This window comes from Azospirillum picis (assembly GCF_017876115.1).
Lineage (GTDB): Bacteria > Pseudomonadota > Alphaproteobacteria > Azospirillales > Azospirillaceae > Azospirillum > Azospirillum picis.
The window spans coordinates 31,050-46,239 of sequence record NZ_JAGINO010000004.1 but is presented as its reverse complement, the minus strand read 5'-3'; the positions used below and the strand labels follow the sequence as shown (position 1 = coordinate 46,239).

Here is a 15,190-nt window from a genome sequence, read left to right as displayed (position 1 = left end):
CCACGACCCGCGTGGCCCGCAACAACGTTCCTGTTGCGCCGCTCAGGTGGCGGCGACACGCTGGTTCTGAACGCCCAGCCCCTCGATCTCGACGCGGATGGTGTCGCCGGCCTTCAGGTAGCGCGGCGGCTTCTGCCCCATGCCGACGCCCGGCGGGGTGCCGGTGGTGATGACGTCGCCCGGCATCAGCGTCATGAACTGCGAGATGTGGGAAACGAGGAACGGCACATTGAAGACCATCGTCCGGGTCGAGCCGTTCTGCATGGTCTCGCCGTTCACCGTCAGCGTCATGGCGAGGTTGTGGACGTCCTCCACCTCCTCCTTGGTGACCAGCCACGGGCCGAGCGGGCCGAAGGTCGGGCAGCCCTTGCCCTTCGCCCACTGCCCGCCGCCGCGCTCGAGCTGGTAGGCCCGCTCCGACACGTCGTTGCAGACGCAGTAGCCGGCCACATGGTTCAGCGCGTCCGCTTCCGACACATAGGAGGCGCGTTCGCCGATGACGATCGCGAGCTCGACCTCCCAATCGGTCTTCTCGGAGCCCGGCGGGATCAGCACGGTGTCATCCGGACCGACGATGCAGGACGGCGCCTTGTTGAACAGCACCGGCTCGGCCGGGACCGGCATGCCGCTTTCCGCGGCATGGTCGGCATAGTTCAGGCCGACCGCGATGAAGTTGCCGACGCCGGTCACGCAGGGTCCTAGCCGCACGCCGTCGGAAACCAAGGGAAGGTCGGACACCGCAGCCGACCGGATTTTCTCCAGGCTGCTGCTGCTCAGGGAATGACCGTTGATGTCCTCGACAATCGAAGACAAGTCACGGATGCGACCATCCTTGTCGATCAACCCCGGCTTTTCTTGGCCAGGGGCTCCGAAGCGAACGAGTTTCAAAGCGACGTCTCCTTACACCAGCCCACTTAGCGGTCGTCTTTTGATGATCGCTGAGTTAACATACAGTTTCCACGGATCATACGTGGTGTCAACGGCTTTTCGAACGATCCATGGATTTTCGAAAATGTTGACGATGAACTGGAAGGAGCAGTCATGAAGGACCGTGCCGAGGCACGCACGCTGGCCGCGGATGCCTATGCCGCCATCCACCGGGCCATCCGCTCCGGCTCGCTGAAGCCCGGCCAGCGCCTGCGCTTCGCCGAGTTGCAGGCCCTGTGCGGGATGAGCGTGTCGCCGGTGCGCGAGGCCCTGGTGCGGCTGACCGCCGAGGGCTTCACGGTCTCGGACGACCATCGCGGGTTTTCGGTCTCCCCGCTGTCGGTCGAGGAGCTGCTGGACATCGTCAACGCCCGCAAGCTGCTGGAAGGCGAAGCCCTGCGCCTGTCGATCGAGCATGGCGACGCCGAATGGGAAGGCCACCTGCTGGCCGCCCATCACCTGATGGCGCGCCTGCCCCGGGAACGCGACGACCTGCCGACCGCGATGCGGGAGGATTGGGAGCAGCGGCATGCCGATTTCCACCGCATCCTGATTTCGGCCTGCGGCTCGCCCATCCTGATCGAGCTGTGCGGAAAACTGTTCGTCCGGGCGGACCGCTACCGCCGGATGTCGGTCAGCGTGCCGAAGCAGAACCGCGACGTCGTCCGCGAACATGAGCGGATCATGACCTGCGCGATCGAGCGCAAGGCCGAGGAAGCGGTCGAGGCGCTGAGGGACCACTATCAGCAGACCGCCGATGCGGTCGAGCGGCTGTTCCAGACGGAAGAGGCGCTCTGACGGCGCCCTGGGCGCGTACGGCGCCCGCCGCGGCGATTACCCTGCGGCGCCTACCCCGCGGCGGCCGTGCCGCCGCAGGCGCGAGCCCAGTCGAGCAACCGGCCGACGGCACCGTCGGGCTGGGGGCGCCGCAGGGGCACGGCCCCAAGCAGGACCGCACCGCTGGCGCCGTCGATGGTCAGGAGATCGCCGGTCCGCACGGTGACGGCACCGACGGTCATCTCACCGCGCTCGGGATCGATGCGGAGAGTCCGCGCGCCGCAGACGCACGGCCGCCCCATGCCACGGGCGACGGTGGCGGCATGGCTGGTGAAGCCGCCGCGCGCGGTGACGACGCCGACCGCGGCCTGCATGCCGCGAATGTCCTCGGGCGAGGTTTCCGGCCGGCACAGCAGGACGGGGGTTCCGCCCCTCGCCATCCGGACGGCATCCTCCGTGGTGAAGGCGGCATGCCCGGTCACCGCCCCCGGCGAGGCCGGCAGGCCGATGGCGAGCGCCGACGCAGATGAGTCCGGCGCCACGGCCGGTCGCAGCAGTTCGTCCAGGGACTGCGGATCGACGCGGCCGACCGCCTGTGCGCGGGTGATGACACCCTCGTCGGCGAGATCGACGGCGATGCGGACCGATGCCTCCGACGAGCGCTTGCCGCTGCGCGACTGCAGGATGAACAGGCGCCCGCCGTCGACCGTGAACTCGATGTCCTGCATGTCGCCGAACTCGCGCTCCAGCCGCCCGGCGACCGCCCGCAGCTCCGCATACACCGAGGGCATCCGGACTTCGAGGGAGCGCCCGGCCCCCGTGGCGGCGTCCTCGCCCTCTGCCGCGCTCAGCGGATCGGGGTCGCAGGTCCCCGACACCACGTCCTCCCCCTGGGCATCCGCAAGGAATTCCCCGCAAAGGCCGGGTGCGCCGGTCGACGGATCGCGGGTGAACAGCACGCCGGTGCCGGAATCGGGTCCGCGGTTGCCGAACACCATCGCCTGTACCGTCACCGCGGTCCCGAGATCGTCGGGGATGTCGTGCAGGGACCGGTAGGCGGCGGCGCGCGGGTTCATCCACGAGCCGAACACGGCCGCCACCGCGGCACGCAACTGTTCCGCCGGTTCCTGCGGGAAGGGCCGGCCGCACCGCGTCTCGATCAGCCGGAAATAGCGCGGCAGCAGCGCCCGCCAGTCGTCGGCGCCCATCTCGGCGTCGCGCAAGATCCCGTGCCCGTCCTTGTGCTCGTCGAGCAGCGCCTCGAAGCGGTGGCCGGGCACCCCCATCACGACGCAGCCGAAACACTGGACCAGCCGCCGGTAGCAGTCCCAGGCGAAGCGCTCATCGCCGGACCGCGCCGCCAGCCCCTCCACCGTCCGGTCGTTGAGGCCCAGATTGAGGATGCTGTCCATCATGCCGGGCATCGACACCGCCGCGCCGGAGCGGACCGACAGCAGCAGCGGATCGCCGGGGTCGCCGAACCGCGCACCGATCCGCGCCTCCAGGTCCGCCACCGCCGCACCGATGCGGCGTTGCAGCGCCTCCGGCAGAGCCTGCCCGGCATCGAGCCTCCGCCCCGCCTCCGCCGCGATGACGAAGCCCGGCGGCACGGGGATGCCCAGCGCCGCCATTTCCACCAGCCGCGCGCCCTTGTTGCCCAACCGCTCCGGGTCGGCGGCGGCCCGGAGGCCGGGGCCGAAGGCAACCACCAGTTCATCCGCCGCCGGATCAATCGCCACCGCGCCCGAGACGGCGCCCACGGCGGCGCCCGTGACGGCACCCGCCAGGGCGGCAACAGGCCCGACCGGGACGGTCTTCGCGGTGAGGCCATCCGGCGGCAGGGGGGCGTAGGGGATGCTGTCGGGAGCCATGGACGTCATCATCCTGCGGAGATGGGCTGATCGGTGATGCTGCGGATGCCGCAAGCACCGGGGCAGGCCGGGAACGGAGGGTGCAGGGACCGGCGGGCATCGGCATGGCCGCGCACGGCCGTGGGCCGGCGGCAACCGGTCCCATGCGCCCGGCCTTGCCAACCCGCAATCCCGCCGTCAACGCATCCAGCCATCGTTCCGCCTCCGGCTCGTCGGTCCCAACGTCCGTGCGTAGGACCGCACGTCCATCCGTGAAACCGCCACCCTTGACACTGGTGGCTTTTGCCGCGCCGCACAATAGCACCATCGGGTAATTTTCACATCGCGGAAACCCACGCATGCTTACTATTCTTACCCAAGCCTAACATTTCCTGTCGGCGTCTCCAGTGGCGAAAAGCCGCAGCCTTCCGGGATCCGGAACACCGGACCGGCTGCGGTCTGCACCAGGCGCGGCAGGATCGCCGGCGGCAAAGCCCGCCTCCCGTGAAGGCCGCAGGCCAGCGCCTCCTCGACGCCGCCACAGGCGGCGAGACGCAGCAGGCTCATCCGGGTGGCGAAGACCAGCCGCCGCGCGCCCTCCCGCTCCTCGGCGAGCAGCCGGCGCGGCGTCGCCCAAAAGGCGGCGACCGCCTCGCCGCCGTCGCACAGCGGCGTCTGCCCCACCGGTGCCGGCGCCAGGAAGAACAGCGCGTCGAACCGGCGCGGCAGGCTTTCCGGCGTCACCCAGCGCGCCAGAGGCACCATGCCGTCGAGCGCCGGACGCAACCCCGCATCGGCCAACGCGTCCGCGAAACCGGCCCCGGCAGCCAGCGCCTTGCGCAACGCCGCCAGCCGCCCGGGATCGGCCGGACCGTCGGCCAGCAGCAGCCCGCATTCCTCGAAGGTCTCACGGACGGCGGCCACGCGGTGGGCAAGGTCGGCAGGGATGCCGCGGCCCGGCCAATGCACATGCCAGCCGGGACCGTGGTCGGCCGGCTCCAGCCGCCCGCCGGGAAATACGCTGGCGCCGGGTGCGAAGCTGAGGCCGCCATGCCGTTCGATCATCAGCAGTTCGAGCCCCTCCGTCCCGTCGCGCAGGAGGACCAGCGTGGCGGCGGGTCGCGGCGCGACCGGATGGGGGACGGCGGGCAGGTCGGGGGTGCTGTCGGGCATGTCCCAGTGTCGCCGACGCAGCCTGCGGCTGTCCACCGGCGGTGCGAAGAACCACTCTCACGATGCGGAAAGAGACGGGGCGCCGTTTGACCGTACGGCCTCTCCCTTCCAGCATCGCCGCCATCACCGTCACCCGTCATCGTCCGGAACATTCACTCGCCAGTCCCGGCCTCTCGCCCGAGGGCCGGGCGGAGGAAGGCTGTCGTCATGCCCCATCACCGCAGCACAAAGATCGTCGCCACCCTGGGTCCGGCCAGTTCCTCGGAAAGCCAGATCGTCGCCCTCGCGGAAGCCGGCGTGAACGTCTTCCGCCTGAACGCCAGCCACGGCACCCAGGCCGAGCACGCCGAGCGCCATGCCCGCATCCGTGCCGTCGAGGACCGGCTGGGCCGGCCGCTTGGCGTGCTGCTCGACCTCCAGGGGCCGAAGCTGCGGGTTGGAACCTTCGGCGCCGGACCGGTCGAACTCGCGATCGGCGACAGCTTCCGGCTGGACCTCGACCGCCGGCCCGGCGACGCGCGCCGCGTCAGCCTTCCCCATCCGGAGGTGTTCGCGGCCCTTCGGTCCGGCCTGGACCTGCTGCTCAACGACGGCCGCATCCGGCTGCGGGTGCGCGATTGCGGCCCCGACCATGCGGAGACCGAGGTGGTGGCCGGCGGTCCGCTCTCCGACCGCAAGGGCGTGAACGTCCCCGGCGCCGCGCTGGCCCTCAGCGCCTTGTCGGAAAAGGACCGCAGCGACCTCGCCTTCGGGCTGGAGCTGGGAGTCGACTGGATCGGGCTGAGCTTCGTCCAGCGCCCCGAGGACATCCTGGAGGCGCGCGCGCTGATCGGCAACCGCGCCCATGTGATGACCAAGATCGAGAAGCCGGCCGCCCTGCCGACGCTGGACCGCATCATCGAACTGTCCGATGCCGTGATGGTGGCGAGAGGCGACCTGGGCGTGGAACTGCCGCCGGAGGACGTGCCGGGCCTGCAGAAGAAGATGATCCGGCTGAGCCGTGCCATGGGAAAGCCGGTGATCGTCGCCACGCAGATGCTCGAATCGATGGTGGCGGAGCCGACCCCGACCCGCGCCGAAGCTTCCGACGTCGCCAATGCGGTCTATGACGGGGCCGACGCGGTGATGCTGTCGGCGGAATCGGCGTCCGGCCGCTATCCGGTCGAGGCGGTGCGGATGATGGACCGCATCGTCCGCCGGGTCGAGCGCGATCCCCTCTACCGCCGGATCATGGACGCCGACCACCCCAACCCCGAAGCGACCGCCGCCGACGCCCTGACCGCCGCCGCCCGCCAGGTCGCGGAAACCATCAGCGCCGCCGGCATCGTCACCTACACCACCACCGGATCGACCACCCAACGCGCCTCGCGCGAGCGGCCGACCGTGCCGATCCTCGGCCTGAGCTCCCGGCGCGAGACGGCGCGGCGGCTGTCGCTGGCCTGGGGCGTCCACGCAGTGTGGACCGACGACGTCGCCAATTTCTCGGAAATGGTCGGCCGTGCCCTGGCCGCGGCGTCGCAGGCGGGCATCGGCCGTCCCGGCCAACCGCTGGTGGTCACCGCCGGCGTCCCCTTCGGCACGCCCGGCAAGACCAACGCCCTGCGCGTGGTCACCATCGACGATGGCGCCGCCCCGCAGGTGGGGGCGGCTTCGGAGGCAATGCCGGCACTGGAAACGGCGCCGGCCTGATCGATGCCGCCGTTCCCCCGTCCCGGCGGCGCGGCCGGGAACGGGGATCGGCGGCGCGGCGCCTATTCCAGGAAGTCGCAGTGCTTCTCCACATGCGCCGCCAGGCCCATGGTGTGCTCGCGCACCAGCCGCTCGGCGAGGTTGGCGTCACGGGCCTCCAGGGCCTTGATGATGGCACGGTGGTCGTGGATCGAGCGTTCGGCCCGATCCTCCTGGCCGATCGTCAGCTTGCGGATCGCCCGCATGTGGATGAACAGGTTGTCGGTGACGTCCTGGATCAGCTTCGAACCGCTGAGCTGGATGATGCTCTTGTGGAAGGCGATGTTGGCGTCGGAGTATTCGCTGACATGCTCCTTCGGGCTGCGCTGCTCGAAGGCGCCGAAGAGGTCCCACAGCTTATGGATTTCGGCGGCCGGCGCATGCTCCGCGGCCATGCGGGCGGCCATGCTCTCCAGCGCCGCCCAGACCTGGATCATCTCGACGATCTCGGTCTTGGTCTTGCGCACGACGAAGATGCCGCGGCGCGGCTGCAGGCGGATGAAACCCTCCTGCTCCAGCAGGGTCAACGCCTCGCGGATCGGGGTGCGGCTGACGCCGAGCTTGTCGCTGAGCTGCCGCTCGTCCAGGCGGATCTCGCGGTCATGGTCGTAGATATCCATCTCCGTGATCGCCTGCTTCAGCGCATGGTAGACCTGACTGCGGAAGGTCGTTCCGGTGTCGAGGGGCTGGACGTTGAGCGCGGGAACGGTCATGGAGTCGATGTCCTTGTATGTCGCCGTGGCATGTCGCCGTGTGTACCGCCGGGTGTCTCGCCGGTTGCGGCGGATGTCCGGGCGGCGGCCCGGAGATCATGCCTCGCCCGTACAGGGGACGGCAGGGCGGATTTTCGTATCCTACATACCAGATGCATGCAAGCCGGTGAAATGTCCAGGGGGCCGCCGTCTTCTGCAGCGCGTCAACCGTCGGCGCGCCCCGTCCCGCCCGCCTCGGCAACCGCCCTGAGCAGCGGAGTGAGCGCCTCCGGCCGGCGCATCGCCAGCCCCATCACCGCCACCCCCGCGGCACCGACCGCCATGCAGGCGGTCGCCGCCTCCGCCTCGTCGATGCCGCCGAGGCCGAGCACCGGAATGCCCCCGGCGGCCCACCGTCTCAAGCCCTCCCCGCCCAGCGTCGGTCCGTATCCCGGCTTGCTGGCCGACGGGAAGACCGGCGATACGGATAGGTAATCCACCATAAGTTGCTCACTGGCCGGCAAGACGCCTTGGTCCGAGTCGTGGCACGACAGCCCGACCAGGGCCGCCGGCCCCAGCAGGGCGCGGGCGCGAGCCGGGTCGCTGCCGGCCCCCAGATGCACCCCCGACAGCCCGGCCATCCGCGCGAGTTCGGGTTCGCCGTGCATGGTGACGATGGCATTCCAACGGAGCGCGCGTGCGGCCAGCGCCTTGGCCAGCCCCAGCCGCTCGCCGGCCGGCAAATCCTTGTCGCGCAACGACAGCCAGCGGACGCCGGCCGCAAACAGGCGGTCAGCCAACTCCGGCAACGGATCCACGGCAAGCCGGCGGTCGGTGATGACCATCAGCGGCGGCGACGGCAACGGCATGACACACCCTTTCCCTTTCGACCGGCCCATCATCGCAGGAGTCGGCGCCGCCACCCGACTCCTGGATCCAGTTTTTTTCCAAGCTCCGGAAAAATCCGGCGATCCACTGGACCTTCACAGCGATACCAATCGCGACACTGAATGCTTCGTATTGACACTGTCCGTTAAACTGATGATCGTAAGCGTGGGCATGGGGCATTTGGCATGCCAACCTTCGCTGGCTGTTCACAAAGTCCCGTACCGTCTCCATCCCGGACCGCAAGAGCGGTAATAAAACGCATCAATGCAAAAGAAGTAACGGTCCGGACGTCCGAAAGAACTGTCGGGTGGATATCGGGAGGAAAGACATGGTGCGTGACGCGCGCAGCGGCGCACCCCAAGTCGCACCTTGGGGTGGGCGCTGGATGCAGTTGGTGATCGGCGTCGTCTGCATGTCGATGATCGCGAATCTTCAATATGGCTGGACGCTGTTCGTCGAGCCGATCGACGACGCAACCGGCTGGGGCCGCACCGCGATCCAGATCGCCTTCACCATCTTCATCGTGACCGAAACCTGGCTGGTGCCGGTCGAGGGCTGGTTCGTCGACAGGTTCGGGCCGCGCATCGTCGTCCTGGTGGGCGGGGCGCTGTGCGCGCTGTCCTGGGTCCTGAACGCCGTGGCCGACTCGCTGCCCATACTCTATCTGGCCGCCGTCATCGGCGGCATCGGCGCAGGCGGCGTCTACGGCACCTGCGTCGGCAACGCCCTGAAATGGTTCCCCGACCGCCGCGGCCTCGCAGCCGGCCTCACCGCCGCCGGCTTCGGCGCCGGTTCGGCCCTGACGGTGGTGCCGATCGCCTCCATGATCGAATCCTCCGGCTACGAGGCGACCTTCCTCGCCTTCGGCGTCGGCCAGGGGCTGGTGATCCTGGCGCTGGCCTGGTTCCTCGCCGATCCGCACGCCACGGCGCCCGCAGGCGCGCGCGCTGCCGCCGCCGACGCCAAGCGCCGGCACTATGCCCCGCAGGAGATGCTGAGGACGCCGGTCTTCTGGATCATGTACGCCATGTTCGCCATGGTGGCGGCCGGCGGGCTGATGGTGACCGCGCAGCTCGGCCCCATCGCCACCGACCTGAACCTGATCGACGCACCCGTCAGCCTGCTTGGGCTGACCCTGCCGGCGCTGACCTTCGCCCTGTCGATCGACCGGGTGATGAACGGCATCACCCGTCCCTTCTTCGGCTGGGTGTCCGACCATATCGGGCGCGAGAACACCATGTTCATCGCGTTCACCATCGAGGCGGTCGGCGTGATGGCGCTCAGCGCCTACGGCAGCGACCCACTCGCCTTCGTCGTGCTGACGGGCGTGGTCTTCTTCGCCTGGGGCGAAATCTACAGCCTGTTCCCGGCCTGTTGCGGGGATACCTTCGGCTCGCGGTACGCCGCCACGAATGCCGGGCTGCTCTACACCGCCAAGGGCACGGCGGCGCTGCTGGTGCCGCTCGGCAACCTGATGGTGGAGGCGACCGGAAGCTGGCAGACGGTGTTCTACAGCGTCGCCATCGTCAACGCGCTCGCCGCCTTCCTGGCGCTGTTCGTCCTCAAGCCGCTGCGGACCCGCTATATCGCCGCCGCCAGCGCGGCGGCACCGCGCCTGACCACCAGGCTCGCGGACTGACGGGTCTCCGGCCGCAAGGCCGGCCGGGCCGGTTCCCGGCGCGCCGGCCGGAGGCCGGCAGCGCCGGAGCTCCCGGTGGCGGGCGGTCAGTTTCCGGTGCCGCCATAAAGATCGGCGGCCAGCCCCTGCCGGTAAAGGGCGTCGATCTCCTCCACCGACAAGTCGGCAAATCCCGTCTGGTCCTTCACCACTTGCCCCGGTGTCGGCATGTCGGCGGGAATCACCCACTGGTCGGGCTGCCACAGGTGCGAGCGGCGCAGCGCCTTGCCGCAATGGAAGAACGCTTCCGCAACCGCCAGCCGGACGACCGCCTTCGGCTTGCGGTCGCCTTCGGCCGCCAGCGCCAGCAGATCGGGGGACATCGTCACCGTGGCGGTGCCGTTCACCCGCAGGAACAGGTCCTGCCCCGGAACCAGGAAGACGAGGCCGCAGGCGCCATCGGACGCCAGGATGTTCTCGATCGAAGCCAGCTTGTTGTTCCCCGGCCAGTCCGGAATCGCAAGCTCTCGCCGGTTGGACGCCCGCACGAAGCCGGGTCGGCCGCCGCGCGGCGAACAATCCATGCCGGCATCCGACATGGTGGCGATGAAAACCAACGGCGCCGCGGCAATGAAACGCAGGCTGTGGTCGTCGAGATGCGACAGGGTCGATCTGCGCAGGCGTTCGGTCGGCTGGTCGTAATGCCGACGCAGTTCTTCGATGGTGCAAATGCGGTGCGGGTCCATGGCGTGGCTCCGGAGCGACAAAACTAACGTTGTTAGATTTGCCTAACGCCGTTAGGCTGTCAAGCAGGACGGGAACGGCCGGGACGATTGGAGTGGGGATGAGCGTGAAGGTGCAGAGGCAGGAGGTGGTCGCCGCGGCGCTCGCGCTGCTGGACGAGGTGGGCATGGAAGGGTTGACGATGCGGCGTCTGGCGCAGGCGCTGGGCATCCAGGCGCCGTCGCTTTACTGGCACTTCCCCGGCAAGCAGTCGTTGTTCGACGCAATGGCCGACGCGATGCTGGCGGAGCTCGCCCTGCCACCGGCCAGGGAGGGTGACTGGGCCGGCTGGCTCCAGGCGGTGGCGGTCGAGCAGCGCCGCGTCCTCAAGTCCCGCCGCGACGGCGCACGCGTCTATGCGGGGACCTTCCCGGTGACCGAGGGGGTGCTGGGCCTGACGGAGCGGCTGATCGCTCCCCTTCTGCAGGCCGGCGCCGACGAACGCACGGCCATCCGCGCCCTCTTCACCATCCAATGCTTCGTGCTGGGCTTCACCATCGAGGAACAGGCATCGACGGGCGGGAGCGGGAGCGGGAGCGGGGGCGTCGACCTCGGCGCGTTGGCCCGGCAGGCGGCCGACCGGGAGGCAGGCCGCCACCCGCTGGCAGTCTCGGCCCTGACCGCCCTGGCCGCCGACGATCCGGACGACCGCTTCCTCTTCGGGCTGCGGGTTCTGACCGGGGGACTGGCAGCGGCCATGCCGGCGGCCGCTGCCGCCGCAGGGCCGCCTACAGCTTGACCCGGCGCAGGATCAGAGCCAGCGGCACCGCCGCCAGCGAAATCAGCATCAGCGCGAAGAAGACGTCGATGTAGGCCCAATAGGCCGTCTGGAGCTGCACCTGCTGCCCGATCCAGGCGATGGCCCGCTCCCTCGCCGCCACCGCCCCGCCGCCGGCGGAGGAGAAGAAGCGGGTCGCCTGCTCCATCGCCTGCTGGTAGCCGGGGCTGGACGGGACGACATGCTCGACCAGCCGGCTCTGGTGGAACTGCTCGCGGAACGCCAGGACGTTCTGGGCGATCGAGACGCCGATGGAGCCGCCGACGTTGCGCGCCACGTTGATGAGGGCGGAGGCCTGATCGGTCTTCTCGCGTGGAATGCCGTAGTAGGAGGCCGTGGTGATCGGGATGAAGATCAGCGGCAGCCCGAGCCCGATATAGATGCGCGACCAGGCGAAGAACCAGAAGGTGGAATCGGGGTTCAGGCGCGTCAGGTCCCACATCGCCAGGGCGACGATGGCCGCCCCGGTGGCGATCAGGTATTTCGGCTGGACGAGGCTGGACAGCCGCCCGACCACCAGCATCATCATCATCGTCACCAGACCGCCCGGCGACAGCGCGAGGCCGGCCCAGGTGGCGGTGAAGCCGTAGTAGCTCTGCAGCAGCTCGGGCAGGAACTGCGTCGTCGCGATCAGGATGGCGCCGGTCGCCATCATCACCAGGAAGCACGACCCGAACTGCCGCGTCGCCACCATCCGCAGGTCGAGGATCGGGTTTTCCCGCGTCATCTCCCAGGGGATCATCAGGCAGAAGGCGAGCACGCAGACGATGGTGAAGCCGACGATGAAGTTGGACGCGAACCAGTCGTCGGTCTGTCCGCGGTCGAGGATCACTTCCAGCGACCCGAGGAACGTCGCCACCAGCAGGAAACCGACGACGTCCAGCCTGACGCCCTGCCGCTTCAGCCGCCGGCGCTCCTCGATGGCTGCCTTCGGCTCCTGCACCAGCATGCTGACCAGGGCGAAGGCGAGCAAGCCGACCGGGCCGTTGATCAGGAAGCACCAGTGCCAGGAGAAATTGTCCGACAGCCAGCCGCCCAGCGTCGGCCCGACCACCGGCGCCACCACGACGGCGATGCCGAAGATGGCGAAGGCCTGCCCGCGCTTGTTGGGAGGAAAGCTGTCCGCCAGGATCGACTGGGAGATCGGCACCATGCCGCCGCCGGCGAACCCCTGCAGAACCCGGAAAAGCAGCAGCGATTCCAGGTTCCAGGCGAAGCCGCAGGCGAGCGAACTGGCCGTGAACAGCGCGAGGCAGCCGAGATAGAAGCGCTTGCGGCCGTAGCGCTTGGCGATGAAGCTGCTGGCCGTCAGCACGATGGCGTTCGCCACCAGATAGGATGTGACCACCCAGGACGCCTCGTCCGCGCCGACCGCGAGCGTCCCCGAGATGTACCGGAGCGCCACGTTGGCGATGGTGGTGTCCAGCACCTCCATGAAGGTGGCGATGGAAACCACGACCGCGATCAGCCACGGATTGTGCCCGCCTGCGGCGCCCTGGGACGGGTCGAAGGCGGACGCCCCGCCACCCCTCGCCCCCTCGACGGCGCCGCTCATCGCACCGTCACCGTCGGGACCACCGACATCCCCGGCCCGATAGAGACGCCGTCGGGCCATTGGTCGACGGTGATCTTGACCGGAACGCGCTGGACGACCTTGACGTAATTGCCGGTGGCGTTCTGGGCCGGCAGCAGCGAGAAGGCGGTGCCGGAGCCCGGCTGGACGCTGTCGACACGCCCGGTGACCTTGCGGTCGGGATAGGCGTCGATGCTGATGTCCACCGGCTGGCCCGGCCGCATGTCGGTGATCTGGGTCTCCTTGAAATTGGCGGTGACCCATTTGTCGTCAGGCACGAAGATGGCGAGGCTCTGCCCGGCCTGGGCGTACTGGCCGACCGCGCCCGACAGTTGCACCACCCTGCCGGATTGCGCCGCGGTGACCGTGGCATAGGAAAGGTCGAGCTGCGCCTGGGCCAACTGGGCCTTCGCCCGCGCCAGGTCGGCGACGGCGCTCGCCCGCTGGCCCTGCAATGCACCGACCTGCCGTTCGGCGGCGAGGACGGCGGCGTTGGCACTGGTCAGCTTCGCCTGCTGCTCCTGCAGGTTCGCCGCCGACTGCTGCGCCTGCTGAACGGTGCCGGCACCGCGGGACTGGAGGTCGCGGTAGCGCGCGGCATCCTCCTCCGCGAACTTGACCGCCGCCTGGGCCTGGGTGACCTCGGCCCGCGCCTGGTCGATCTGGGCGCGCTGGGCGGCGATCTGGGCGTCGGCGCTGTCGATCGCCGCCTGTGCGGAATCGATCTGCGCCTTCGCCTGCAACTCGGAAGTCTGGTAATCGCGCGGATCGATGCGGAACAGCAGGTCGCCGGCCTGGACATGCTGGTTGTCGGCGACGGCGACCTCCGTCACATAGCCGGTCACCTTCGGCGCGATGGGAAACTGCCGGGAGTCGACGAAGGCATCGTCGGTCGTCTCGAAGGGATGGATGTTGCGCAGCCAATAGATGTAGCCGCCCACCGCGAGCAGCGCGAGGACCACCAGCCCGACGATGATCGCCACGGGATGGCGCCGGATGAAGCCGGGCTTTTTGCCCCCGCCGCCATCGTGCTTGCCACTCCCTTCCGCGGCGGCGGCGCGCTCGCTGCGTCCGGCCTCGCGGCGGTCCTCCTCCTGCGTCGGCGTGACGCCGTCGCTTCGCTGCTGGTCATCCGGCATGGTACGGCACTCCTGACCGAAGAGGCCGGCGCCGAGGCGGTGCCGGGCCGTTGTCATTGGTTTCGTCCTTGGGGTGGCTGCGCCGCTCCCCAGCGCGAAACACCGCTGCCCCCCATTCCGTTGCACCGCAGCGGTTGAAAGTGCCTTCATCCCGCCGCAAAACAGCTATGCTCATGGTCGATGGCCGGCCCCACCCTTCCCGTACGCCCGCAGGCGGCCGGGCGGGAACACCGCGGGAGGTTGCGGTCGGCGGCCGCATGCGTCCCGACGGCAGCCCGGCGGCGATCCTGTTCTTCCCCGTGGGGGCCGGTGGCCGGACCGTCGAAACTAATCAGGCCGGGATGGCACATCGGCCCGGGCGGTTGCGCCCGGAGCGCAGGTCCCGTGGTCCGCGGCCCGGGTTTTCATCGGCGACGATCCCGTCAAGCGAGGGCCGACCCCGCGTGGAGAAGAGCAAAGGCTGCCACTTCCTCCCGCAGGTTGACTTCGGTACAGTCTGCACCGAGAGCATCCCGTCGTGCGGCGGGAGCTTTCCAATGACACGCTGCATGGCGGACACCGTCCCGGGTCGGGGCGGTTCCTGCCGTATGCCGTAGGGGGAAGGTCGTTGGCGACGCCGGGGGATGGCAATGGACAGTCGGCGGATGACGAGTTGGTCACCCTGCTGGACCACGTCAGCCGGCTGGTCTATGGGATCGGCTTTTCCGAAGGGCTGTTCCCGGCGCAGTGGGTGGCGTTGCGCTATTTCCGCGACTCACCGGAAGCGGCGCGAACCCTGACGGCGCTGGCCCGCTTCCAGCGGCTCCATATGGCGCCGGTGTCACGCACCGTTTCCACGCTGGTCGACAAGGGCCTGCTCCGGCGCCGGCCACACCCCGGCTTCAAGCGCGGCTGGCTGTTCGACCTGACGGAGGACGGGCGGAGCCTGCTGAGGCGCGACCCGCTCCACCGGTGGCTCGGGCCGCCCGTCGCCGACATGGCGGATGAAGACCGCGCGGCCTCTGCCCGCCTCATGAGACGCATCATTTCCCACATGCAATGCGAAACGGAGGGCGTGGCCGGCGATACGCCGGATGACGGCATGGCCGGCGATCGCACGCCCGACGGGGCGCCGTCGGCCTGATCCCCACGGCCGGCGGTGCCGATCGTCGGCATCGGCACCGTCCGGCATCCCGTCGCCGACTTGCCGGTCACGATGCCCCACCAGCCCCGCTGCCTTGGCGGCGTCTTCGCCTTGGCGGGCATCGCCCGAGTCGGCCTGCCA

13 protein-coding genes are annotated in these 15,190 nt (G+C 69.4%); 5 read left to right on the top strand and 8 right to left on the bottom strand.

Annotated features, from left to right (window positions below; genetic code table 11):
- Positions 1-42: 42 nt before the first annotated feature.
- Complete coding sequence (locus J2850_RS07530; protein ID WP_209980276.1) at positions 43-888, bottom strand: fumarylacetoacetate hydrolase family protein; 846 nt, start codon at positions 886-888, stop codon at positions 43-45.
- Between the two features lie 153 nt (positions 889-1,041).
- Here J2850_RS07530 and J2850_RS07525 point away from each other — a divergent pair, with 153 nt between their 5' ends.
- A complete protein-coding gene (locus J2850_RS07525) occupies positions 1,042-1,725 on the top strand; it encodes a GntR family transcriptional regulator (RefSeq protein ID WP_209980275.1) in 684 nt (227 codons plus the stop codon).
- A gap of 50 nt (positions 1,726-1,775) precedes the next feature.
- Here the strand turns inward: J2850_RS07525 and J2850_RS07520 are convergent, their stop codons facing one another.
- Both J2850_RS07520 and J2850_RS07515 read right to left on the bottom strand, forming a co-directional pair.
- Positions 1,776-3,575, bottom strand: a complete 1,800-nt coding sequence (locus J2850_RS07520; RefSeq protein ID WP_246512889.1) for a pyruvate, phosphate dikinase — start codon at positions 3,573-3,575, stop codon at positions 1,776-1,778.
- 351 nt (positions 3,576-3,926) lie between these two features.
- A complete protein-coding gene (locus J2850_RS07515) occupies positions 3,927-4,727 on the bottom strand; it encodes an NUDIX hydrolase (RefSeq protein WP_209980273.1) in 801 nt (266 codons plus the stop codon).
- Between the two features lie 207 nt (positions 4,728-4,934).
- Here J2850_RS07515 and pyk point away from each other — a divergent pair, with 207 nt between their 5' ends.
- Entirely contained in the window at positions 4,935-6,416 is a 1,482-nt protein-coding gene (gene pyk / locus J2850_RS07510) for a pyruvate kinase (RefSeq protein WP_246512888.1), read from the top strand.
- Between the two features lie 62 nt (positions 6,417-6,478).
- On the opposite strand, the gene J2850_RS07505 is transcribed toward pyk, so the two are convergent.
- Together J2850_RS07505 and J2850_RS07500 are read right to left on the bottom strand one after the other, a co-directional pair.
- Positions 6,479-7,168 (bottom strand): GntR family transcriptional regulator, encoded by a 690-nt coding sequence (locus tag J2850_RS07505; RefSeq protein WP_209980272.1) that lies wholly within the window; start codon positions 7,166-7,168, stop codon positions 6,479-6,481.
- A gap of 203 nt (positions 7,169-7,371) precedes the next feature.
- Positions 7,372-8,016 (bottom strand): thiamine phosphate synthase, encoded by a 645-nt coding sequence (locus tag J2850_RS07500; protein ID WP_209980271.1) that lies wholly within the window; start codon positions 8,014-8,016, stop codon positions 7,372-7,374.
- 347 nt (positions 8,017-8,363) lie between these two features.
- Between J2850_RS07500 and oxlT the strand changes: the two genes are divergently transcribed.
- Positions 8,364-9,674 carry an oxalate/formate MFS antiporter gene (gene oxlT, locus J2850_RS07495; RefSeq protein WP_209980270.1) on the top strand — a complete coding sequence of 437 codons (1,311 nt, stop codon included), beginning with the start codon at positions 8,364-8,366 and terminating at the stop codon, positions 9,672-9,674.
- A gap of 86 nt (positions 9,675-9,760) precedes the next feature.
- Here oxlT and J2850_RS07490 read toward each other — a convergent pair whose 3' ends face one another.
- Positions 9,761-10,399, bottom strand: a complete 639-nt coding sequence (locus J2850_RS07490) for an MSMEG_1061 family FMN-dependent PPOX-type flavoprotein (RefSeq protein ID WP_209980269.1) — start codon at positions 10,397-10,399, stop codon at positions 9,761-9,763.
- A gap of 98 nt (positions 10,400-10,497) precedes the next feature.
- Between J2850_RS07490 and J2850_RS07485 the strand changes: the two genes are divergently transcribed.
- Positions 10,498-11,175 (top strand): TetR/AcrR family transcriptional regulator C-terminal domain-containing protein, encoded by a 678-nt coding sequence (locus tag J2850_RS07485; protein ID WP_209980268.1) that lies wholly within the window; start codon positions 10,498-10,500, stop codon positions 11,173-11,175.
- On the opposite strand, the gene J2850_RS07480 is transcribed toward J2850_RS07485, so the two are convergent.
- A complete protein-coding gene (locus tag J2850_RS07480; RefSeq protein ID WP_209980267.1) occupies positions 11,165-12,769 on the bottom strand; it encodes a DHA2 family efflux MFS transporter permease subunit in 1,605 nt (534 codons plus the stop codon). The two genes, J2850_RS07485 and J2850_RS07480, sit on opposite strands and share 11 nt — an antisense overlap.
- The gene (locus J2850_RS07475; RefSeq protein WP_209980266.1) at positions 12,766-13,926 is read right to left on the bottom strand and encodes an HlyD family secretion protein; all 1,161 of its coding nucleotides are present in this window, start codon (positions 13,924-13,926) and stop codon (positions 12,766-12,768) included. Before J2850_RS07475 ends, J2850_RS07480 begins: the two co-directional genes overlap by 4 nt.
- A 607-nt stretch (positions 13,927-14,533) precedes the next feature.
- Here J2850_RS07475 and J2850_RS07470 point away from each other — a divergent pair.
- Positions 14,534-15,049, top strand: coding sequence for a MarR family winged helix-turn-helix transcriptional regulator (locus tag J2850_RS07470; RefSeq protein ID WP_209980265.1), 516 nt, complete (start codon positions 14,534-14,536; stop codon positions 15,047-15,049).
- Positions 15,050-15,190: the final 141 nt, after the last annotated feature.